A 23,165-nucleotide genomic window follows, 5' to 3' on the forward strand; every position below is an offset into this window, starting at 1 on the left:
GTCTGCTGGAAAAGCATGAGCTGGCAGCCTGGGTTGTCGTTGCGTCAAGGTTCTATCAGTGCTGACGGCTCGGTAGCCGGAAAATATCCGGCCATTTCAGAGCGTCCCTAGAAGTAATACGGGAATTTGAGACTGAAGGTAAAGTCGGGGGCATCGTCCGTCAGACCGATCGCCAGATTGGGCACGATGGTCAGGTTTTCGCTGGCGGCAATGGTCATGCCGACATTGAAGTAACCAGCGTTGGCGTCGCTGGAGACAATCGATTGCCAATCGCCGCCGTCGGGTTTGAGTTTGCTCTTGCGCTGAATCAGGTCGGACACCGAGAACGACATGCTCATCCGCTCATTGAGGGCAAAGGCTACGCCCGCGCCTATCTGAAAGCTGTTGCCGAGCCGGACCTTGCCCCCGACTTTCTGGTTGATGTCGCTGCTGATGTCGTCAAACGATTCTTCAAGGTTATAGGTGTAGGAAATCGAGCCGAACAGTACGGCAGGATCAATCGTCTTGACCAGCGAGATTCCCGGTGTAATCGACCACACACCGTTGCCGGTCGGCAGGTTTTCCGGCACATACAGGTTGTCGTTGGCGGTTGAGCGCACCAGCTTGATACCGAAAGGTTCTTTGCCGGTCGGCGCCTTGACCCGCACCGAAACCACGGCATCCGGCAGGGTGGGGGTTTCGTCGAGGAACTTGTAGGCCACCCCGAAGTTAACGTCGCCGATAGCCGGATCACGGCTCACCGATTCTTCGGAAGTCGCCTGTGGATCGCCGCCATTGGCGCCCCCGGACTGATAGGTCGACTCGCGGTAAACCACCGGGACGTTGACGTCGAACTGCCAGCGGTTATCGAGGTTGTAGCGTCCGGTCAGGTCCAGGGTCCAGTTGTCGGCCTTGATGCGGTCGAGGTTAATGTTGCCCAGAAAGATCGAGTCCAGTGCCAGAAAACCGTTGAGGGTCAACTGGCGGGCATCGTAGCGGGCGTAGGTCATGCCCGTTTCAACACTGAATTTACCTCTTCCGAAGAAACCGCTGGCCTCGTCGTACAAGTTGCTGACACTTTGCGCCGGGGCTGAATCATCCTTGAGCGATTGCCCATAAGAACTGCCGCCGGCTGCCGCGCCGGAACTGCCGGCCGCTACCGTACGGCCTCCTTTCTTGAAGTCCGCCGGAGATTTGGCCAGGCGTTTTGGCGGCGGCGCGGCAGGCTGGTCCTCAACTTGGCGCACGCGTTGCTCCAGGACCGCCAGAGCCTTTTGTTGCATTTCGTAGCGCTGCTTGAGTTCCAGGAGTTCTCGCTTGAGCGTTTCGATGTCGGCGTCTGGCGCGGCGTACAACATGCCCGCGGGCAAGAGCGTGCTTAAACAAACAACAGCACGTAGCGATAACGATCGATGCATGAAGTCAGCCGTCCTTTTCTAATGCGTAAGTGTCGAGGGGCAAGTGGCTCAATAACCCAGGGTGCGTAGCCCCTTGAGTTGTTCCAGATTGCAGTTCAGCGCGACATTGTTCAGGCCGTTGCTGCCAAGGGCGACGTTGAGCTGAGTCATGTTGTTGACGAAGTTGCTGTTACCTTGCAAAACCGTACCCTGCAAAACCTGGCCTGCACCGATTTGCTGGACTGCGCTGCCCTGATTGTTGTTGGCCTGGATAGCCATTTGCAGGCCACCGTTGTTAGCCGAAACACTGATTCGGCCCGCCGCACTATCGCCAGCGACCGAGCCGCCCGCCACCAGCACCTGCCCCGATTGCACAAGGTTGGCCGGCGCCAGGCCGTTCTCGCTGACATTGATGCCCACGTTGTTATAAGCGGTGTTGCCATCGCCCGCGGCGCGTACGCTTTGGGTGACGCCCTGACCGCTGCCCAGGCCGGCACCGCCGATGACCGTGCCGGTGCCGGTTGGACGCGTGTTGCCGGTACCGGTCGTGCCGGTGGTCTGAACATAGAATTGCGGAGTGAGGGTGGAGGCGTCGATATGCATATTGGCCGACACCGTACTGGTGTCGCCGGCGGCGTTGGTCCAAGTGGTGCTCATCACAATGCCGAAGCTGACAATCCGTCCTGGCATTACGTAACGACCACGCAACTCGCCCAGCTCCGAGTCTTTCAGTTCCATCGGTTTGAACGCCGATGAAGCATAAGCGGGCATTGAGGCTGCCAGGCACATGACCGTCAGCCAACGGAAAGTGTTCATTATCTGCTCCTGGAGCGTCCTGCTCCTTATTGCGCTTCTAGAAGAAGTCGCTCTGGATAAAACCGAACTCCATCAGTTCCGCATCGCCTACCGGCTTGAATTCATTCAAGCGGTGCTTGGTGGTCAGCGGATTGGGGGGATCGAGCAGGGCGTTGGTCTTGTCATAGCCCTCGCCCAGTACCGCGAACACCACACCGTTCCAGCCTTTGACGAAGTCGTTGCGCGTGTAGCGTTTGTTGCCCAGCACCGGGTCGCCGATATAGACCCAGTCCTGGTCAGCGCGCTGCATCACCACGAAGTGCTTGTAGCCACGAATCTCCAGCAATACCACCACCGGGATTTTCACCGTGACCAGCGTGTCGGGCCCGATCTTGTAGCCCCTGGCGCGCATGCCGATGCTTTCGAGGTAGCGCTTCATGTCCAGCATGGAAAAACCCTGGGTGCGTACCAGGTCCTGATCAGCGTTGATCAGCATGCCTTTGATGACGTGCTCCTCATCGACGTCCAGCCAATAGGCCTGGCGCAAGATGGTCGCGAGTGCCGCGGCACCACAGCTGAAATCGGTTTTCTGTTCCACCAGGTTGGCGAACCGGCGCTCCCGAAGACTTTCGACCTGCTTGAAGATCACTGTGCCACCGGGCATCGCGGCTATTGCCATCTGCCCCGCCCACGAAGGGGCGGCGAGTAACAACAAGAGTACGAAGGTCGCGAAATGCATGATCGAATGACCTGTTGGGTACTGGAATGAAGAAGGGCCTTGTCGCCAAGGCCCTGGTGCATCAGAAGCGTACGGCGTTGCCACCGGTTGGGCAGGCGGTGCAGCCGCTGCCCAGGGTGAGGGTATTGCTCTGCTGGTTGCCTTGACCGGCGGCCACGTTGATGCCGATATTGCCGCTGGCGTTGTTGCCCGAGTTGTTCAGGCTGGCGTTGTTGACCACATACTGCGTCTGGCCATACCCATACCCGTGTTTGCTGGCTGCGGCGTTCAGGACCTCGTTGTCCACCGACACTTGCTCGGTGTTCGAGGCAGAAGCGACGTTGTTGCCGTCAGCGGTCACGATGGCCAGGTTGTTTTTCTGCTGATTGCCTTGACCGGCTGCGGCGTTGACGCCGACGTTGCCGGAGCTGCCGTTGGCCGAGTTGTTCAGCGAAGCGTTGTTTTGCACGCCTTTGCTGTCGAACTGATTAGAGCCGCTTTCCTGGTAGATATCAGCGACTGCGAACACCGACGCCGCATCGTCAGCGCTGCTGGTGATTGCAGCGGCGTTGTCTTGCTGGTTGCCGGAGCCCGCCGCCACGTTGCCACCGAGGTTGCCGTTGCTGCCGTTCAACGAACCGTTGGCCGAGGCGTTGTTGGTGGTTTGGGTGTCGTCGAAGAGGTTGTCTTCGCTGACTTGTGTGTCAGTGACCACGGCAGCCACGGTGCCGGTGACAACAGGGGTCGGTGTCCATCTTTCGGCGGGGCCCGCCTGTGCAGCAACAGCCATGAGCGCAGCGAGAGCGAAAACCAGTGGTTTGAGGGCCATTGTAGGTTTCATGGTGTATCTCCTTGCTTCTGATTTGTTGGTTAAGTGTTGGTACGGTCGAACGAACACCTATCAAGCGATTACTTGATAGTGATACCGAGGGTGTTAGCCATGCGGTTCCCCACCCCCGCACTCTGGTTCACCTGTACGACTCCACGGCTGCCGGTGAAGGCCTGGTCGTTGGTAACGACCTGGCGACTGCCAGTGGTAGAGGTGGATCCGGAGTCTGGTAACAACGCCACGTTCTGTTGCGACAGGGCGCTGTCATCAATGCTTTGCGGGCCAGGGTTGATGCTGATCCGCACGGCATTGATCATTTGATTGTTGGCCCCGGCCGACTGGTTGACGCCCAGCACACCGTTGCCGTTGCTGAAAGACGAACCCTGGATCGCCACTTGGGCGTTGAGGGACGGGTCGACCCTGCCGTCGAGGGTCTGGATAAGTGAGTCGCTGGCCTGGCCGCCCACAGTGATGGCCCGGCTGTTGATCTGTTGTTGCTGATTGCCGGCGGCCTGGTTGACCGACAGCACACCGCTGTACTGTTGGCCTGAGTGGTTGATCAGTGCCTGGTGGCTGCCATCGGCCATGACCGATGAACAACCCAGCGCCGCGAGGACCAGCCACGAGGGATTCATTGCTGAACTCCCAGCATGCCGCCGATAGCGTTCAACGGCGCCATGCCGCGTTCGATCGAACCGCTGATCTGACCACCCAAATTGCTTGCGCCGCCATGCCCCGCGGCTGCACCGGTACCCAGGCTGGCCGGGTGGGTGCCGAGCGTGTTGCTTAAACCGGGAAGGTCGCCGTTCGGCAGGATGGCGCGAGTGATACTGGAGCCGCTGCTGACCCCGGCGAAATCGTTGTCGGTGAGTTCACCACCGGTGGCGCCCAGGATCTGCTTGCCTGGATTGGCATTGGCGGTGGAAGGATAAGGGTCAGGACCGAAGGCCGGTCGGCCCACGTGGAAGCCTTGTACATTGCGCCCCGTGACGATGACGCCATCCTCTGCGGAGGCGGGAACGCTCATACTGGCGCTGAGTACACAGCTGATCAGCAGAAGGCTCATCGAGCCTGAATCGAGAGTTGCCACGGCGTCTTTCCTTGTCGTTTAACGCTGACCCTAAACAGCGTTGTCAGGAATAGAGCAGAAGCTGTGCCGCTTTTTAAATACGTTTTATTTTCAATGTATTAGCCGCATCTCCGGGGATCAGGTTGATGCGTGTGTATCAACCTTGAAACAGGCGCGAACAGAGCGACTTCTACTCCCGCCATGCCCGGCAAGGTCAGCGCGTTGCGCTTGGAGTGTTTCACCGGTGAAACACACTCGCTGAACAACCATTGAACCCGCAGCCGCTGGCGGTTCGAGACCACGCGGGTGTTTCAGAATTGGACATTCTTGCGCAGGCGGGCACATTCAAGCGGGAGCGACACTGTTCGGTTCAGGACTTGGGGGCTTTGCCCGGTATCGAATTGAGTACCGTATTGCCGTCATGGTTGCGGGTCAGGTAGACCGGCAGAACCTTGGGCAGCGATGAAACCAGATGGGGAACTGCCTGAATGTCGTAGATCCCACCAATCCGAATGGCGCCGGTGGCTGTATCCGCGAGCATCACCGGTTTGCTCAGGTAGCGGTTGATCAGTGGCAAGGCATCCGCCAGGGCCAGGTTATCGAGAATCAGCTTGCCTGTACGCCATGCCAGTGCAGAGCCGTCCGGGGCAAACGGGCTGACGCGAGGAACCGGCTCGACAAGGTTGTAGCTGGCCTGCATGCCCGGGCTCAAGTTCGTTACGCCACGGCCGTCGTTGCTGATGATGTTCACCGAGCCTTCCAGCAGCATAACCTGGACCTTGTCCTCATATTTCCAGACATTGAACTGAGTCCCTGTGACGCGAATCTGCCCCGTGCCGGCGCGCACCACGAACGGGTGTTTACGGTCATGGCTGACACTGAAAAATGCTTCGCCTTTTTTAAGGGTGATCCGTCGCTCGTCCTTATAGTTGCTATAGACCAGTTCGGTGCCGACGTTCAGTTCCACTTGGCTGCCATCAGCCAGCGTCACTTTGCGCAAGGTGTTTTCAGTCTCGTAATGCTCATAGGAGCTGGGTAGCCAGCCAGCTTCCCAACCGCTCAGCGCAGCCAGCGGCAAGGCTACCAGCGCTAACGCCGCGGCCACCGCATAGTTGCGCCAGCGCCCGGGAAGAGGAGGTGCAGGCGGTGGCGCCACGGCTGCGCTGCGCGGCAAATGATCAGCCACTTCCCAGATCTCGAACATGGCCGCGTATTCGAAAGCGTGCAGCGGGTGCGCTTCGTGCCATTGCTTGAAGGCCTCGCGCTCGGCAGTCGTGCAATCAAAAGCGTGCATACGCATACACCAGTGCGCGGCGGCATCGGTGATGGCGTCATATTCGACTTCTGATAAGGACTGTTCTGTCATTTGTGATTCCTAATTTCCTACATTCTAACCCTCCCGGCCGTGCGCCGAGAACAGCCATCATGGCTAAGGAGCATCAATGTGGAACTAATTAGGGCCGCAGTTGACCTAAAAATCTGGATCTGCAAGTCATTCTCTATAACGGAGTCAGGAAAATGCTCAAGAAAACCCTTGCTGTCATGGTTACCACTGCCACGTTGTTCGGCGCCGGTGCGGCGCTTGCCGACAAGCCAGGCGCTGGCTGGATCACCATTGAAAAAGCCATCGAAACGGCCAAGACCAAGGCCGGTTATATCGAGGTCTACCAAGCTGAAGCAGACGACAACGGTTATTGGGAAGTCAAAGGTCGCAAGGCTGACGGTGTGGTCTATGAGGCCCGAATCGACGGCGCGTCGGGCAATGTCCTGCGCGATCAGAAAGACTGATCAACCCTGCGGGGGGGGGGGCTGTTCAGGCCCCCTCATTCAGCTCCCGCCCCACTGTGCGACCAGGTGCGGCACTGAGTCGTCGCCGATGACTTATTCATCACGAGCAACCAAACAACCTGTACAAGGTTCAGGTCTCACGCGCGACAGGCGTTTCAAGACGCGCCATCCGTATGTTTTCCTGGCTTCCCGGGAGCGATGGGACAGTTGACAGCAGATGCGCACTGCGTTGTTTAATCGACGGTCTGGATGTTCCCTTTTGTTGCCCCTCCAATCATAAAAACGGAGCTTCAAATGTCTGCGCAGTCTCCGACAGTTATCAGCTTCACCGAATTGCGGGCGTTACTCGAGCAGGTCTTCACCAGGCACGGGACATCGCCGGAGGTGGCGGCGATTCTTGCGCATAATTGCGCAAGTGCCGAACGCGACGGCGCCCATAGTCACGGGGTGTTTCGGATCCCAGGTTATGTGTCGACGCTCGGCAGTGGCTGGGTGAACGGCAAGGCGCTGCCGGTGGTCGAGGACGTAGCCTCCGGCTTCGTTCGCGTGGACGCGGCCAACGGTTTTGCCCAGCCGGCACTGGCGGCCGCACGTCCATTGCTGATCGAGAAGGCTCGTAGCGCCGGAATCGCGGTATTGGCGATTCGTAATTCCCATCACTTTGCCGCGCTGTGGCCCGATGTCGAGCCCTTTGCCGATGAGGGCCTGGTGGCGCTCAGCGTGGTCAATAGCATGACCTGCGTGGTGCCTCATGGCGCCGATCGCCCGTTGTTCGGGACCAATCCCATTGCGTTTGCCGCCCCCCGCGCTGACGGTTCACCGATCGTCTTCGACCTGGCTACCAGCGCCATTGCCCATGGTGACGTGCAGATTGCCGCGCGCAAAGGCGAGTGCGTACCGCCAGGCACCGGGGTCGACAGCCTGGGCCAACCGACCCAGGACCCAAGGGCCATTCTTGAGGGCGGTGCGCTGTTGCCGTTTGGCGGGCATAAAGGTTCGGCGCTGTCGATGATGGTTGAGTTGTTGGCCGCGGCGTTGACGGGTGGTAATTTTTCCTTCGAGTTCGACTGGTCCAATCATCCTGGGGCCAAGACGCCGTGGACCGGTCAACTGCTGATTGTGATTGATCCGGGCAAAAGCGCTGGACAGAGCTTTGCCGAGCGCAGCCAGGAACTGGTGCGACAGATGCATGCGGCAGGGTTGCGACGCTTGCCGGGTGACCGTCGTCATCGAACGCGGGCCAGGGCTGAGCTGGAGGGGATCGTCATCGACCGGGAGGATCTGGATCGATTGAAGGGGTTGGCACGGGGATAGCCGCAGAAGCAGGGTCGCCCGCTTCTGCGAACGCAGCTGTCAGTTGCGACGGCCCAGCAGCAGACCGATCACCAGGCCGAAACCGGCGGAGATGGCGACGGTTTGCCACGGGTGAACGCCGATGTAGGCCTCGGTGGCATCCACCACCGGCTTGCTGCGCTCCCGCACGCTGGACACCGAATCCAGGGCTTGCCTGAGCTTGAGCGCAACCTGCTCGCGCACGCTTTCGCCTTCTTCTCCCATCAGCGAGGCGCTGCTTTTGAGCAGTTTGTCCGACTCTTCGATCAGCGCCTGTAGTTCGCTGAACGCTTGATCCTTGATTTGTTCTTCGACAGCTTGAGTGGTGGTTTTACGGGCCATTGAATAGCTCCTTGGTGGGTCATGGACAATGCACAATGGAGTGGGGAAGGGCGGTAAAAGTTGCAGTTTTTTTGCCGGTCTCCGGCCTGATGCAAAAAACCGAATTCGGACCTTTCAGCCTACAGTGTAAGATGTCTCCTATTTGTGCAGCAGGTAATTCCACATGAGTTTTAATCTGGCCAACAAGCCCCTTGCCGAGCGCGCTGCGCTTGAAGATGAAAAGTCGCGTCTGTACGACTTGTGGCAAAGCAACCTGGGTAAGGCCAAGGGTGAGGGCGCGAGGTTGTTCGGCGAGCGTGCCAAGCGCAAAGGCAAATGGGCAGAATGGGTGCGTTCGGAGCTAGACGGCATGTCGCCACCCGAGTTTGCCAACATGGTGCGCAGTGAAGTCAATCGGCTGATGGCAGCTAGCAAGTAAGCGCTTTGCTGCTCAACCGTCGTGCGGCAGAACCATCGGCGGTGAGTCTGACGGAAGTGCGGTGAGGGGGTTGCCGGAATACCGCTCAGTTAACCGTCTTTGTGGCGAGGGGGCTTGTCCCCCGTTGGGCTGCGCAGCAACCCTCAAACCTGCCACCCCGGTTTGACTGGACGAACGAGGAGGCCTTTTTGGGGCTGCTGCGCAGCCCAACGGGGGACAAGCCCCCTCGCCACAAGAGGCTCCATGGGTGTTACCAAGTCGCAGTGTCGGGCAAGTCCAGGGTGCCACGGTCGACAAAACGCAGGGTGCCGAACAGCCCGCCGGCCAGTTTGCCACGTAGCACGTAGGGCATGTTGTGCAAGCTTTGGGTTTGGCTAAGGCCCAGGGTCTGACGCAACACCGAAAATGCTGAAACGCTCACGGGCACCATCAGCACGGTCTCGGAAAAGCGTGGGATAGATCCCTGCTGATCGCTGACCCCCGAGGCCAGCGGTCGCCCATTGACCTCCAGATCCAGGGCCACGCCATTGTAGTCAATGGCCGTTTCATTGGGGTTCTGCACACGCAGCTTGACCGCGAAGCGCACCTCCAGATCCTTGCTTTGCAAGGGCTCGATGCCCACTACATTGATATTCACCGGGTCGCGGTTAGGGAACAGTGCGCAGGCGCTTAGGCTGAGCAATACCAGGGACAGGGTCAGGCCGATCAGTCTGCGCATACAGTTTCCTATTTCGTGGCTTGCGGGTCCTGCATCACTTTGAGGGTAGAGGCTTCCGGCTCAAATTCGTCTTCTTCCAGTTCTATGAACTCTTCAGGCAGGAAAATGTTCAGCAGAATCGCACAGAATGCACCCACCGTAATCGGCGACTCAAAAATGTTGTGCAGCGCCTTGGGCAATTCGCGCAAGACTTCCGGCACCGCTGCGACCCCCAGGCCCATCCCCAGCGAGATGGCCACGATCAACACGTTGCGGCGATGCAGGCCGGCTTCGGCGAGGATTTTGATCCCGGCCACCGCGACCGTGCCGAACATGATCAGCGTCGCGCCGCCGAGCACGGGCTTGGGCATCAGTTGCAGCACCGCGCCGATCATCGGGAACAAGCCCAGCAGCACCAGCAGGCCGGCGATGAAATACGCCACATAACGACTGGCCACGCCGGTCAACTGGATCACGCCGTTGTTCTGGGCGAAGGTCACCATCGGCAAACTGTTGAACGTGGCAGCCATCACCGAGTTCAAACCGTCGGCCAGCAGGCCGGATTTGATGCGCTTGATGTACAAAGGTCCCTTGACCGGCTGCTGGGAAATCATCGAGTTGGCCGTCAGGTCACCTGCCGCCTCCAGCGGCGAAATCAGGAAAATCACCGCCACCGGGATAAACGCCACCCAATCAAACGAAAACCCGTACTTGAACGGGACAGGCACACTGATCAACGGTACCTCGGGCAGCGCGGCCAGGTCCACACGGCCCAGCCACCAGGCAACCACAAAACCCAGGGTCAGGCCGATGACAATCGAGCCCAGGCGCAGGAACGGGTTGTCGAAGCGATTCAGCACCACGATCGTCAGCAGTACCAATGCCGCCAGGCCCATGTTGCCCGCGGCGCCGAGGTCGCTGGCGCCATAGCCGCCGGCCATGTCGGTGACGGCTACCTTGATCAGCGACAGGCCCATCAGGGTAATGATGGTGCCAGTGACGACCGGGGTGATCAGCTTGCGCAGTTTGCCGATGAACTGGCTGAGTACCACCTCGATAAATGCCGCAAAGAAGCAGATGCCAAAGATGGTCGAGAGAATTTCATCAGTGCCACCGCCCCGCGCCTTGACCATAAAGCCGGCGCTGAGGATCACGCTGATAAACGAAAAACTGGTGCCTTGCAGGCACAACAGGCCAGAACCCACCGGACCGAAGCGTCGCGCCTGGACAAACGTGCCCAGACCCGAAACAAACAGCGCCATGCTCACCAGATAGGGCACCTCGCTTTCCAGGCCGAGCACGCCGCCGACAATCAGGGTCGGAGTGATAATCCCGACAAAACTGGCCAGCACATGCTGCAACGCGGCAAAAATCGCCGCCGTAAAGTGCGGGCGATCCTCCAGGCCGTAGATCAAGTCGGATTTATAGCGGGGGCGCGGGGCTTGAGCGTCAGACAAAATACGTGCTCGGGTCAGAAAATGGAGGCGCAGGATGCCAGAAAGCGCCCCCCGTCAGAAGTGTGACAGTATATTTTTCTGGCTTTCGCGCCGCAGGCCGAGGAAACACTCCGGCCTATTCGAGCTGTCCTTACTCCGTGCGGCGCTGGATCAAGGCTGCCAGGCCGATTCGTTCACCAGATTCTGCGGTCGTTTTCCCGCCAGCGCCGCCAACAGATTGTCCACCGCGCACCGCGCCATGGCCTCCCGGGTTTCATGGGTCGCGGAGCCGATATGAGGCGTCGCGACCACGTTGTTCAAACGCAGCAGCGGCGAATCGTGAGCCAACGGTTCGCGCTCAAACACATCAAGACCCGCCGCGCGGATCGTCTGCTGTTGCAAGGCCTGCACCAGCGCTGCCTCGTCCACCACCTTGCCCCTGGAAATATTGATGAAGATTGTCTCCGGGCCCATCTGCATAAATTCCTTGGCACCTATCAAACCTTGGGTTTGCTTGGTCAACGGCAGGGTCAAGCAGACAAAGTCGGCTTCTTTGAGCAAGTCGGGCAAGCTGCGATATTCAGCGGCGAAACGTTGTTCCACCGCAGGCTTGGGGGACTGACTGTGATAGATCACCGGCATGCCAAAACCAAAGTGCCCGCGTTGCGCCAGCGCTTCGCCGATGCGACCCATGCCGATGATGCCCAGGGTCTTGCCGTGGACATCACTGCCGAAATGCAGCGCGCCGATGTTTTGGTTCCAGTTGCCGGCGCGCACCATGTTGGCCAGCTCCACCACGCGACGCGCAGTCGCCAGGATCAGCGCAAAGCCGGTGTCGGCGGTGGTTTCGGTGAGCACGTCCGGGGTATTGCTGAGCAGGATGCCGCGTCGGGTCAGGTAGTCGATATCGTAGTTGTCGACACCCACTGAAACGCTGGCGACCGCTTCCAGGCGGGGCGCCAGGTCCAGCAACTCGGCGTCCAGGCGCAAACTGGCGCCCAGCAGGCCCTGAGCGTCGGGCAACGTGTCGCGTAGGTGCGCCAGGCCGCCTTTGTCGAGTGATTCAATCAGCGTCACCTCGACCTGGTCCCGCAGGCGATCCATCAGCGGCGCGGAGAGTTTTTTGTACAGCACGACATGCTTTTTCATGGATTTTTTACCTGTAAATCAAGGGTGCGCAATGGGGCCGGGCGCGCCTGCTGATCGGCGTTGGGCTTGAGCAAGATGGTCAAGATCACCGACAGCAGCAACGCGCCGCTCATCAATAAATACGAAGCGCCGGGTGATCCGGTGCTGCTGTTGAGATAGCCCACCAGATAGGAGCCGCCGAACGAACCCAAAGCACCCATGCTATTGATCAAGGCCATGGCGCCACCGGCGACATTGGCCGGCAGGATCTCCGGAACGATGGCAAAAAATGGCCCGTAGGGCGCATACATGCAGGCTCCGGCGATGACCAGCAGCGTGTACGACCACCAGAAATGCTCGGCCCCCAGCAGGTACGAGCCATAAAATGCGATGGAAGCGATCAGCAGCGGCGGCCACACAAAACGTTTACGTTTTTGCAGTTTGTCCGAGCCCCAGGACACCCCAAGCATGGCAATCACGGCGGCCAGATAAGGCAGCGCAGACAACCAACCGGCCTCGACCATGTCCATCTGCAAGCCGCTCTTGAGGATCGACGGCAACCACAGCACAAAGCCATAGACACCAATGCTCCAACAGAAGAACTGCAAGGCCAGGATGATCACCTTGGGCGAACGAAAGGCTTCGGCGTAGTTTTTCACTGCCTTGAGCCCCACCTGTTCAGCGGCCAGCGCGGTTTCCAGATCTTGCTTCTCACCGGCACTCAACCACTTCGCATCGGCCGGTCGGTCATCGGCCAGGCGCCACCAGATAAAGGCCCAGAACACCGCGGGCAAGCCCTCGATGATGAACATCCAACGCCAGCTGAAATGTTCTACCAGATAACCCGACACCACCGACATCCACAGCATCGTCACCGGGTTGCCGAGGATCAGGAACGTATTGGCGCGAGAGCGTTCGGCGCGGGTGAACCAGTGGCACAGGTACACCAGCATGGCGGGCATCACCGCGGCTTCCACCACACCCAGCATGAAGCGGATGACAATCAGCATGTAGGCGTTGGACACCACGCCGGTCAGCGTCGCCAAGCCGCCCCAGAGGATCAGACTGACAAAAATCAGCTTCTTCACACTGCGCTTCTGGGCATAGATCGCGCCCGGCACCTGGAAGAAAAAGTAACCGAGGAAGAACAACGCGCCCAGCAGGGAGGACATGCCTGGCGTGATCATCAGGTCTTCGGCCATGCCGGAGGCCGCGGCAAAGCCATAGTTGGCGCGGTCCAGGTACGCCAGGCTGTAGGTGATAAAGACAATCGGCATGATGTACCACCAACGACGGGTGGCGAGTTTCGGCGTTTGCATAAGGTTGCTCCTGAGCTTGTTGTAGTTGTGGCAACAGGTAACGGGGGTTCGGTTTGGGTCAGCCGGCTTTTAGCAGGGAAGGCAGATCGGCACGCGATGGCAAACCTTCCATATCGCCACGGTTCTGCACCGCGCGACTGCCGATCCAGTTGGCGCGTTGCACCGCCTGGGCAAAACTGAGGTTCTCCAGCGGGGCGCTGATCATGCCCACTGCGAAACCATCACCGGCACCTACCGTGTCCACCACATGGGTTACCGGCACCGCGGCGACGAAGCCCTGGTCCAGTCGGGTACGGTAATAAGCGCCGTGAGGACCGAGCTTGATCACCACCGCTTCCACACCTTGATCGAGGTAAAACGCGGCGATATCCGCCGGTTCATCGAAGCCGGTCAGTAGGCGACCTTCGCTCAAACCCGGTAACACCCAGTGCGCCAGACAGGCGAGGCTGTTGATTTGACGAACCATCTGCTGCTCGTTGGCCCACAGTGACGGACGCAGGTTCGGGTCGAATGACACACTGCGCCCGGCTTCGCGCATTTGCGTCATTAACTGGCGCGACAGTTGCGCAGTGGCGTCCGACAGGGCCGGTGGAATCCCGGTCGCGTGCAGATGTCGCGCTCGCAGCAGTTCGGGGTGGATCGCGTCGCTCGACAAATGGCTGGCGGCCGAGCCACGCCGGAAGTATTCGACCCGGGGATCCTCGCCGGTTTCCTCCTTGGACTTGAGTTGGAAACCGGTCGGATGCAGCGGATCGACCGCCACATGCCGGCAATCCAGGCCTTCACGTTCCAGGCTATCCACCACGAAGCGTCCCAGTGAATCATTGCCGACCCGACTCAGCCAGGCCACCTTGAACCCAAGGCGCGCCAAGCCGATCGCTACGTTGCTGTCGGCACCGGCGATACGTTTTTGGAAGTGCGCGACCTGGGCCAGATCCCCGGTTTGTTCGGCGACAAACATCGCCATGGTTTCACCGAACGACAGGATATCGATCTCAGACATGGGCTTTCTCCACGCGGGGTTGACCAAGGTGGGTGAGGGCGGCGACCTGCTGTGCGGTGATTGCGACCAGGTCTTCACCTTGCAGCGGAAATTCCACGGCCCGGTTAATGCCTTGAGGCATGTGGCGCAGTAATTGTTCCCACAAATGCAGATCGACGGCGCCCGGTGGTAGTGCCACCAGCTTGCCGTCAGCCCGACGGGCCACAGCCTTGCAGTGCAGATAATCCACATAACGGCCCAGCAGCCGCGCCGCCGTCAGCGCGGATTGGTCCTGCCATTGCCAGTTACCGATGTCGAAGGTCATGTTGACCGGTACCGCCAAGCGTTCGGCTTCGTCGAAGAACCGCTGCATCGGCTCGATACGCCCCCCGTGCAGTGTCTGGTCGTTCTCCACCAGCAGGCGAACGGGGTGGCGGTTGAGCAGGGCGCCGAGGCTGTGCAAGTCGTTGGTGTCGGTGAAATAACCCAGCGAGACCTTCAGCCAGCGGGCACCGAAGGCGTGGGCGCGATCCAGGGTGGCGGCCAGTTCTGCGTTGGGTTGGGCACGTCCGGCGACCCACAGTTCCAGCGGTGAGGAAAACACGCATTCCAGCGCATGCTCGGCCGCGGCCTGCGCCAGTTCGGCGGGTTGCTCGGTGGTCAGCAGTTCTTCACGCCACTCGATACGTCGGGCGCCAGCGGCGGCCAACAGTTCGACGAAACTCAGCTGGCCACGCTGGCGGACCAGGTCGGCGCCATAGCTGGAGAGGCTGATGGAAACGGGATATTCATGCATTGTCATTGACCTCTGAAACCGGTTTCATTTTTTTGTTGTAAATTGACCATGTTCGCCGTTCGCAGTCGCTGCTACGGGGTGAGTTCGGGTGGCAGCCGGGTGGAGCCCCGGACGATCAGTTGTGGCAGAAAGTCCAGGGTCCGGACTGGCTCGGCATTGCCGCGCAGGCGCTTGAGCAAACAGTCAAAGGCACTGGCGCCGATCGCGTCCGTCGGCTGGGCCAGGGCAGTGATGCCGCTTCCCACCAGCGGGTACCAGTCCAGGTCGTCGAGGGCAATCAAGCCGATGTCCTCGAACAACCTGCAGCCCAGTTCGCGCAGCGCGGTGGTGCAGGCCAGCGTGGCGATGCCGTTGGCGCAAAACAAGGCTTTTGGACCCGTAGAGTCAGCGGCGAGAAACGCCCGCAGACGGCTGTTCACGTCAGGACCGAGTTCCAGCACAGCGCCATGCAGGCGTTGTCGACGGCCGATCTCGGTCTTGAAACTGTCCATTCGCTCGAGTCGCGAGCTGGTGCCATCGGCCGCTTCACTGATCAGCAGCACGTCGCGATAACCTTGTTGCTCAAGGTGATCCAGCGCCATGCGCACGGCCACCGGGTTATCCAGGCCCACCAGATCGCTGTGCAACGCATCGACCTTGCGGTCCACCAGCACCAGCGGCATTTCCCGTTGCAGTTCCAGCAGTTGTTCGAGGTGATGGCCGAGGGTGTTCACGATCAGGCCTTCAATGTTGTAGGCGCGCAGCGACGCCAAGTGCTGGCGTTCCTGCTCGTCATCGCGGTCGGTGTTGCACACCACCAGGCTGTAGCCGTGCTTGCGGCAGGCGGTTTCGACGCCGTGCATCACGGCAATGGAATAGGGGTTGCGGATATCGGCGACCAGCATGCCGATCAGGCGTGTGCGCCCGCGTTTCAGGCCCCGGGCCATTTGATTCGGGCGGTAACCGAGTTCGTCGATGGCGCGTTCGATGCGCAGCGCGGTGGCATCCGAGAGCAGTGCACGGTCATCGCCGATAAAGCGCGACACACTGGCTTTGGACACCCCGGCGCGCTCGGCGACGTCAAGCATGGTCACGCGGCTGCGCTGGGCGGCGGAAAATGAAGTCACGGTGCCAGGCCTTTCTTATTTGAATGAGGGGAATCTTGTCGTAACCAACGACTGAAACCGGTTTCATGAAACGCCATGTACGCGCAGTCGTCAAGTGATCGTCGAACAGGATGCCCGAGTTCGAGCCGGTGAAAACCGACGAACGGGTGGCCGCACCTGTTAGTTCTGACAGTATCAGGCATGGGTAAATAGGTATTTAATTTCTCCAGCTTAACGCCGGAACCTGCCGTTTTTCCGGCCCTTGTCCGAGACAACGTGGGAGGGAATACCTATGTATGACACTGCTGAGCTGCACCCCAGCGCTGAATCTCCTCGGCAGGAAAAGCAGGGGACCCTCGCGTTGGACCCCATGCATATTCCTGGTATCGACCCAGACGATCCAAGAGGCTTGATACCGATAACGCTGATGTCGGCGCCACTGTGCGTGGAAATCCCCCCTTGGGACCCCCTGCCGGATTCGGGGGACTCCCCGCACATTCTCATGCTTCACTGGCGTCGGGGAGGTATCGATAGAGTGGTCGAGCAGCGCGACATTTTTGCGCCACCACCGCCCTTGCCAGATATCCATGTCATGCACGTGCCGCAGGAAATTCTGCGGGAACAGTCCGGCACGGTAGAACTGTATTACTCAGTGACCGATTTCTTCGGCAATCCAAGCTTCATGGATCCTAAGGTACTGACCGTGGATATCGATCGGCCGCTGTTGGTGCGTCCGGAAGATCGGCTGCAGTTTGATGTCGAACCCGTGCCGGTCATGGACGAACAATATCTGCTGGATCACCCGCAGGTTGCCTTTCACCTGCCGGTCTACAACATCCGCGCGGACAAGGATCGGATCGAGTTCCGCTTGTCCAATATCCCCAATCCCCCGGGATCCGCCCCGGTGGGGGAGTACACGCTGGTATCCAGCAACGACCCGCTGGTGGTGTATCTGGGGGCCGAGGCTTTTCGCACCTTGGCCAACGGCGATGCCTATATCTTTTATCGGGTCTTCGACGAGGCCGGCAACTACAGTGATCGGAGTGCCGGGCTGGCATTTCAACTGGCGCTGAAACCACTGCCCGGCGTTCTGCCCAAGCCCCAGATCGCACCGCCGGCCTACGACGACAGCCTGATCAAGCGCGATGACGCACGAGCCGGTGTCTTCGTCAGGATCACGGAATATGCGAACTGGGCGCCGGGGGATCAGGTGCTGGTGTACTGGAAAAACCGTGCCGCGCCGATCCAGGAGGTGACCGGGTTCCCGTTCGATGTCGAGATCCCCTGGAGCGTGTTGCGCGGACCCTTGACTGAGCCGCTAGTCGTTGAAAGCGTGCCGGTACACTACGAAATCATTCGCGGCAACCTGCCGCCCTTCCGCTCCTTTGCGATATTGGTCGATGTGAATCTGACCGTCGCCGGGCAGGACCATGCCGATGCACCGGCGCTGTTGAACGCGAATTTGCCGGTGGCAGAAATCTGGGGCATTACCTCCAACCTGCAAAACGTGGTCAACCATGACGACAATCCGGCAGGCGCGCGCGCGCGCGTAGTGCTGTATGAAAATCCGCTGCCCGGGCACGTTCTAGGGTTTTTCTGGAATGGCATAGGGCCCGTAGCGAGTTATACCGTGCAGGCCGGAGATGTAGAAGGGCAACTGGTGTTTTCCACGGTTATTCCCTGGGCGGTCATGGAGGGCATTATTAATCCCGCGCTGCCGGTTTATTACACCACTAGCAATGGGGTGAATGAACAGCAAGCGAATAACACACTGGTTAATGTCAATACGGGTGCACTGATTTCATTTTGCCCGCCTGTTCTCGGGCATACATTAACGGGTGGAGGTGGTTATTTGTCTTGCTGTTCCAAACCCGAGATTTTTTATGGGGTCACCTGGCAGATTGCGCCAGACGAACGCTTTGAACTTAATGATGAAGTACATTTTTTTTGGGAAGGTTATATCGCCAATAACTGGGAGCCACCGGCGCTTGAAAAATCCAAGTTCCAGCAGGTACTGGTGTTTGATACCCATGACAAACTTGAAAAAGGTTTAGATGTTGTCGTTGAGCCCTATGAAGATCGGGTAGTGCTCATGCGTGACCATGGTTCAGCCTGCGCCTGCTATAAAATAAGACGCGGTGGTTCGCTGATTGGTGAGTCTGTCCCCAAACGAATCCGTATCGACCTTATTTATCCGGGGAGTGGGGACTATTGTAAGGCGGGCGATATTATTTCCTGTTCAACTGAAGGTGTGGCGACGCTGGAGGAGAGAAATGAACATTAGAAGATGTCTTTAAAGACCTGACTAATGCGCTGTTAAAAACAACGTGACGCATCCATCAATACGTAACTGCGCGTGCGGGGTAAAGGGTTTTCGCGGTGTTGAGTTGCGCACTGTCTGTCGGCCTGAAAATCACTGTGGCGTTAATTAGAGCTGGAGAAAAAAACATGAAAAGGGAAACATTGGAAGCTATTCGGAACTTTCAAAATGAACGCAAGGCCAATGCCCAGGACCCTGTCGTCTATTTGCCTGATGGTAAATACGAGGGTGGGGTCGAGGGATTTCCGGGCCTGATCAGCCGCGAATTCGCGGCGGCAGAGGAGATGGATTTTGTGATGCCGCGCTGGGAGGACTTCAGTACCGATCCTGCGCGTCCCGATAAAGTTTGGTTATATATCAAGCCTGACGATGAGATCGATTTTGGTGAGCCTTTCCTCAGCTTTTCCGTTTCGTCGCCACCCGCGACCGGAATTCTAGGCAACATCGATTTGGCGCGACGTGCGCCCGGCATTCACCGGGTCAAGTATAAGGTGGAGGTCACAAATCTCGGGAACATAAGTGAATCAGACCCCCAACTACTGATCGTTGATCTCACACCGCCCTATGACGGTCTGCCTGGGCCGATTCCTGCCCCGGTGCCGCCAGCGGATTTACCGCCCTCTGTGGATATCAGCTATTTTCAAAGCCAGACTGATCAGTCCGCCTGGTTCACCATTCCCGACTACGTGGCGCATGGGCGCGCCCCGGGAAATCGTTTGCAGCTGTACTACGGCAATTCGGACTACCCTTATCCGCCTGTTGCCGGCAATCCGGAAACCTTTTGGCTGCTTGACGCCGACCTGAAGTTCCCATTGCCCTTGGTGGTTGTCCAGGCGTTGGGGGACGGACTGCAATCGCTGCGCTACGAAATCTATGACGCTGCGGGAAATCCCTCGAGGCGGTCGGCCAAATTTGACCTCGATATCGGTCTGTCACCTGCACCTACCGACTTTCAGTTACCCATCATTGACCACGCTGTGCCGGGCGATAAATTAATCGATCGCGCTGACGTTGTTAAGGAAGATGGCATGCGGGTGCGTATTCCCGAGTACCAGAACTTTCAGCGCGGTGCCGACGGCGACGAGATCATCGTTACCCTGACAACCAGTGTAGGTGCACAAACCCTGCCCGCTCAGGCATTGGGTGATAATGCCTTTCCGGTGGAAGTTCATACAGGCTATTCCACACTGGAAGATCTCTATGGTGCAACGGTCGGATTGCTGCAGTTGACGGTTTCCTATGTGATTAAACGCCGCTCGGTCACTTACCCTTCGGGCTTGACGACGGACACCGATCTTGATCTGTTCGTCGTCGGTCCAACCCCGACCGATCCGACGGACCCGGTCAATCACGACCTCCTCCCGGTGGTGGTGAGAGGGACGGATGCCGGGGGCATCGAAGGTCCGGACAATGAGTTGAACCCTGAGCATGCAACGCGTCCGGCAAATGCCCGAATTACGCTGTGGAGCGCTGCGCCGACCCCGGATGCCCGTCCGTTCACTATCTATCTGTGGTACGACGGCAAGCCAGTCAGCCAGCAATTGGTGACGAACGGTTCCGCCGGCCAGGTCATCGACATGGAGATTCCATGGAGCCTCATCGCAGAGCAGGCAAATGGCACCAAGCTCGTGCACTACACGATTGGCACAGCCGACAGTACCAACCGGCAGTTTTCGCCGGATACGTCGGTGGACGTAACCGCGAACGTCAAATCGATGGTGGCGCCACAAGTTCTAAACCTGTCGGGCAGCAGCGCTAAATTTATCAACTGTCTCAGTTTCGATCCCGTCACGCCCCCTGGAGCTATTGAGGTGCACATCCCAACGTCGGAGTATTTCACCCTTGGGATGATCGTGACCCTGTATTGGCAGGGTTACAGTGACGACGCCGGGACCATCCCGGTGATAGACACGGGGACCGAGCTCGATTCGGTCCCACTCACGCAACCAATGATCTACAACGGATTCACTATGAGACTGGGTCCGTACGAAGAAATTTACAAACCGATCCAACCTACCAGGGACGACCGAACTTCCGGGTCGGCAAGGCTTTACTACAGCATTGTACTGCCTGGCGACGAGCTGGTGAATTCCGCTGAGGCGGTAGAAATGGTTCGTGGTCAGAAAGCCGGCTCGGGCTCCACCGTCTTTTGTGACAACACACCAGTACCTGAGTCCTGACACCGCACGGGTTGTTGCCAGAGAGTGGAAGTCATCCCTCTCTGGCTTTTTTTATGCCGGTAGTGCCCGCTTTAAACGCCGCGAGCAATGACTACACGCAGCGCAGACCGGGTGACACGGTAGTTGAGATTAGTCCTACAGATTAGGGTAAGCACTCTGGGTACATTGGCGCCGCTCGATTGGCAGGGTCCCACGCACTTTGGTACCGGCCAAATTTTTCCGTAAAGGAACGCCACCCAGAGGTCCGTTTAATGTCAACCGCCTTCAATTTCAAACCTTCACCGTTAAGCCTTGCGTTGAAAGCTAATGCTGTGACCGCGCTTATGCTTATGGCGCAAATGGCCGAGGCGCGTATCGTGACCGGCCCAGACGAGTACGTACTGCCAGGCTCCCCAGCTTATAGCTATGAACTGCGCGAGAACGCCGGCCTGACCGTCGACGGCGCCGCTACCAAGAATATCACTGCGTATTCGGCAACCTTGAACGTAAAGCCGGGCAGCACCACGCAAGACATTTTGGCGATGGGCTCGCAGGTCAGCATCGACGGTTCGACCGTCGAGGCGCGCAAAAGCGCGAGTGCAGCGATCCACGCCATCGGCAGCGATGTGACGATCAGCAACAGCACCGTGATTAACAACGATGGCACCGGGCTGGCCTCCGGGCGCAATCTGGGCGCGACCAATGGCTCGACCGTCAAGGTGTTCAACAGTTCGATCACCGGCACCAACCGTGGCGCCTCGGCCAGCGCTTACAGTGTGCTGGACTTCAGCAACTCGCATGTCGAGGCAACCGATGCCGACGGCGTTGGCTTGACCCTGATGAGTGCCGAGGCCCGCGCCAGCAATACGCGGATTGTTGGTGGCGCCAACGGCGTCAAAATCGATGTCGATTATTCCTCCGCCGTGACCAACAACAGCCTCGTACTCGACGGTTCCAGTGTCGAAGGCACCAACGGCTCGGCGATCCTGGTGTCCGACCGCACCGGCACCGGTACTACCGCAGACATCCAGGTCCTTAACGGCTCGACCCTGACCGGCGGCAACGGCGTGATCCTTGAAGTCAAGGACGCGGCGACGGCCAATATGAATGTCGACAACAGCAACCTGGTCGGCGATGTGGTGGTCGAGGAGGGCAGCAGCGCGACGTTGCAGCTCAACAATGGTTCGAGCCTGACGGGCCAGCTGCAGAACGTGGCGGAACTGAGCATCAATGATGCGTCGCGCTGGGTACTGGTGGGCGACAGCGAAGTCGAGGCGTTGAAAATGGACGGCGGTAGCGTGCATTTTGGCGGTGCCGATGAGTTCTTCCAACTCGACGTGCAGAGCCTCGATGGCAATGGCACCTTCGTGATGCACACCGACTTCTCCAACGGTCAGACCGACTTCCTCAACGTCGAAGGCGAGGCCACTGGCAAGCACAGTCTGTTGCTGGCGGCCACCGGTTCCGAGTTGTCCAACGCGCAGCCGGTGCATGTGGTGCATACCGGTGGTGGCGATGGCCAATTCAGTCTGGTCGGCGACACCGTCGACGTCGGCGCGTATTCCTACGGGTTGATGCAGGAAGGCACCGACTGGTACCTGGATCCGAACCATCGTGGCACCAGTACCAGCGCCCATTCGGTACTGGCGCTGTTCAACAGTGCACCGACCGTGCTGTACGGTGAGATGAGCATCCTGCGCACGCGCATGGGCGAGTTACGCTTGAGCAACGGCCAGAGCAACGGTTTGTGGATGCGCAGCTACGGCAACAAGCATGAGGTCGCGGCCAACAACAACGGCGCCGGCTACTCGCAGGTTCAGAAAGGCTTCACCATCGGTGCCGACACGCCGCTGTCGGTGGGCGATGGCCAGTGGCTGGCGGGTGTGATGGCCGGCCACAGCACCTCGGACTTGAGCCTGACCCGTGGCAGCAGTGGCGAGGTCAAGAGTTACTACCTCGGTGGTTACGCCACCTGGATGGACGCCGAGAGCGGTTTGTACTTCGACGGCGTGGCCAAGCTCAACCGTTTGCACACTGAGAACGACGTCACCATGAGCGACGGCAAGCAAGCCAAGGGCAACTACGCGCAGAACGCCGTGAGTGCATCGGCTGAATTCGGTCGGCATATCAAGTTGGACGACGACTTTTTCGTCGAACCCTACGGGCAAGTGACGGTAGCGCTGACCCAGGCGCAAGGTTATGCGCTGTCCAATGGGCTGGAAGCCAAGGGCGACCGTTCCAGCTCGGTGGTCGGCAAAGTCGGTGTGACCGCGGGCAAGAATATCCAACTGGAAAGCGGCAGCGTGTTGCAACCGTATCTGCGTACCGCGTTGGCCCATGAGTTTGACCAGAGCAACAAGGTCTTCATCAACGACCAGAGCTTCAACAACGATGTGTCAGGTTCGCGGGTAGAGCTGGCCGCCGGTGTCGCGGTGTCGATGTCGGAAAACCTCAAGCTGCACGCTGACCTGGAAACCAGCCAAGGCAAGACCATCGACCAGCCTTGGGGCGTGAACGTCGGTGTGCGTTACGACTTCTAAGCGGTTCTCCTGAACCAGCAAGCCTTGGCCTGACGC

General features: G+C 59.0%; 21 protein-coding genes. 6 read left to right on the forward strand and 15 right to left on the reverse strand.

Annotation, left to right across the window (positions count from 1 at the left end; translation table 11 throughout):
* Positions 1-107: 107 nt before the first annotated feature.
* The 7 genes from BLU75_RS09515 to BLU75_RS09545 form a co-directional block, all read right to left on the reverse strand.
* Positions 108-1,397 carry a hypothetical protein gene (locus BLU75_RS09515; protein WP_084376830.1) on the reverse strand — a complete coding sequence of 430 codons (1,290 nt, stop codon included), beginning with the start codon at positions 1,395-1,397 and terminating at the stop codon, positions 108-110.
* Positions 1,398-1,445: 48 nt separating this feature from the next.
* Entirely contained in the window at positions 1,446-2,192 is a 747-nt protein-coding gene (locus BLU75_RS09520; protein WP_084376829.1) for a hypothetical protein, read from the reverse strand.
* 37 nt (positions 2,193-2,229) lie between these two features.
* Positions 2,230-2,910 carry a C39 family peptidase gene (locus BLU75_RS09525; RefSeq protein ID WP_084376828.1) on the reverse strand — a complete coding sequence of 227 codons (681 nt, stop codon included), beginning with the start codon at positions 2,908-2,910 and terminating at the stop codon, positions 2,230-2,232.
* A 61-nt stretch (positions 2,911-2,971) separates the two neighbouring features.
* On the reverse strand, positions 2,972-3,730 hold the full coding sequence (locus tag BLU75_RS09530; protein WP_084376827.1) for a hypothetical protein: 759 nt from the start codon (positions 3,728-3,730) through the stop codon (positions 2,972-2,974).
* A gap of 68 nt (positions 3,731-3,798) precedes the next feature.
* On the reverse strand, positions 3,799-4,353 hold the full coding sequence (locus tag BLU75_RS09535; protein WP_084376826.1) for an adhesin: 555 nt from the start codon (positions 4,351-4,353) through the stop codon (positions 3,799-3,801).
* Positions 4,350-4,808, reverse strand: coding sequence for a hypothetical protein (locus BLU75_RS09540; protein ID WP_084376825.1), 459 nt, complete (start codon positions 4,806-4,808; stop codon positions 4,350-4,352). The genes BLU75_RS09535 and BLU75_RS09540 overlap by 4 nt, the downstream gene beginning before the upstream one ends.
* 349 nt (positions 4,809-5,157) lie before the next feature.
* Positions 5,158-6,153, reverse strand: a complete 996-nt coding sequence (locus BLU75_RS09545; protein ID WP_084376824.1) for a FecR family protein — start codon at positions 6,151-6,153, stop codon at positions 5,158-5,160.
* Positions 6,154-6,305: 152 nt separating this feature from the next.
* Here BLU75_RS09545 and BLU75_RS09550 point away from each other — a divergent pair, with 152 nt between their 5' ends.
* Both BLU75_RS09550 and BLU75_RS09555 read left to right on the forward strand, forming a co-directional pair.
* Positions 6,306-6,575, forward strand: coding sequence for a PepSY domain-containing protein (locus BLU75_RS09550; RefSeq protein ID WP_084376823.1), 270 nt, complete (start codon positions 6,306-6,308; stop codon positions 6,573-6,575).
* A 294-nt stretch (positions 6,576-6,869) separates the two neighbouring features.
* Positions 6,870-7,889, forward strand: coding sequence for an Ldh family oxidoreductase (locus BLU75_RS09555; RefSeq protein WP_084376822.1), 1,020 nt, complete (start codon positions 6,870-6,872; stop codon positions 7,887-7,889).
* A 39-nt stretch (positions 7,890-7,928) separates the two neighbouring features.
* Here BLU75_RS09555 and BLU75_RS09560 read toward each other — a convergent pair whose 3' ends face one another.
* Positions 7,929-8,249: an ElaB/YgaM/YqjD family protein gene (locus BLU75_RS09560; protein ID WP_084376821.1), complete on the reverse strand. Its 321-nt coding sequence runs from the start codon at positions 8,247-8,249 to the stop codon at positions 7,929-7,931.
* A 163-nt stretch (positions 8,250-8,412) separates the two neighbouring features.
* Here BLU75_RS09560 and BLU75_RS09565 point away from each other — a divergent pair, with 163 nt between their 5' ends.
* The gene (locus tag BLU75_RS09565) at positions 8,413-8,667 is read left to right on the forward strand and encodes a hypothetical protein (RefSeq protein ID WP_084376820.1); all 255 of its coding nucleotides are present in this window, start codon (positions 8,413-8,415) and stop codon (positions 8,665-8,667) included.
* A gap of 250 nt (positions 8,668-8,917) precedes the next feature.
* Here the strand turns inward: BLU75_RS09565 and BLU75_RS09570 are convergent, their stop codons facing one another.
* The 7 genes from BLU75_RS09570 to BLU75_RS09600 all read right to left on the reverse strand — a co-directional run bounded on the left by BLU75_RS09570 (position 8,918) and on the right by BLU75_RS09600 (position 16,131).
* Positions 8,918-9,385, reverse strand: a complete 468-nt coding sequence (locus BLU75_RS09570; protein WP_084376819.1) for an LEA/WHy family protein — start codon at positions 9,383-9,385, stop codon at positions 8,918-8,920.
* 8 nt (positions 9,386-9,393) lie between these two features.
* Positions 9,394-10,821 (reverse strand): nucleobase:cation symporter-2 family protein, encoded by a 1,428-nt coding sequence (locus tag BLU75_RS09575; protein WP_084376818.1) that lies wholly within the window; start codon positions 10,819-10,821, stop codon positions 9,394-9,396.
* A gap of 150 nt (positions 10,822-10,971) precedes the next feature.
* A complete protein-coding gene (locus BLU75_RS09580; protein WP_084376817.1) occupies positions 10,972-11,949 on the reverse strand; it encodes a 2-hydroxyacid dehydrogenase in 978 nt (325 codons plus the stop codon).
* Positions 11,946-13,247, reverse strand: a complete 1,302-nt coding sequence (locus tag BLU75_RS09585; RefSeq protein ID WP_084376816.1) for an MFS transporter — start codon at positions 13,245-13,247, stop codon at positions 11,946-11,948. Before BLU75_RS09585 ends, BLU75_RS09580 begins: the two co-directional genes overlap by 4 nt.
* Positions 13,248-13,305: 58 nt before the next feature.
* A complete protein-coding gene (locus BLU75_RS09590) occupies positions 13,306-14,250 on the reverse strand; it encodes a sugar kinase (RefSeq protein ID WP_084376815.1) in 945 nt (314 codons plus the stop codon).
* Complete coding sequence (locus BLU75_RS09595) at positions 14,243-15,025, reverse strand: sugar phosphate isomerase/epimerase family protein (protein WP_084376814.1); 783 nt, start codon at positions 15,023-15,025, stop codon at positions 14,243-14,245. Before BLU75_RS09595 ends, BLU75_RS09590 begins: the two co-directional genes overlap by 8 nt.
* Before the next feature lie 71 nt (positions 15,026-15,096).
* Entirely contained in the window at positions 15,097-16,131 is a 1,035-nt protein-coding gene (locus BLU75_RS09600) for a LacI family DNA-binding transcriptional regulator (RefSeq protein WP_084376813.1), read from the reverse strand.
* 271 nt (positions 16,132-16,402) lie between these two features.
* Here BLU75_RS09600 and BLU75_RS09605 point away from each other — a divergent pair, with 271 nt between their 5' ends.
* From BLU75_RS09605 to BLU75_RS09615, 3 genes are all read left to right on the forward strand, one after another.
* A complete protein-coding gene (locus BLU75_RS09605) occupies positions 16,403-18,394 on the forward strand; it encodes a hypothetical protein (RefSeq protein ID WP_084376812.1) in 1,992 nt (663 codons plus the stop codon).
* Positions 18,395-18,558: 164 nt separating this feature from the next.
* A complete protein-coding gene (locus tag BLU75_RS09610) occupies positions 18,559-20,610 on the forward strand; it encodes a hypothetical protein (protein WP_231982634.1) in 2,052 nt (683 codons plus the stop codon).
* A 251-nt stretch (positions 20,611-20,861) separates the two neighbouring features.
* A complete protein-coding gene (locus tag BLU75_RS09615; protein ID WP_084376811.1) occupies positions 20,862-23,129 on the forward strand; it encodes an autotransporter outer membrane beta-barrel domain-containing protein in 2,268 nt (755 codons plus the stop codon).
* Positions 23,130-23,165 lie beyond the last annotated feature (36 nt).

Source organism: Pseudomonas mucidolens, assembly GCF_900106045.1.
Taxonomy (GTDB): Bacteria; Pseudomonadota; Gammaproteobacteria; order Pseudomonadales; family Pseudomonadaceae; genus Aquipseudomonas; species Aquipseudomonas mucidolens.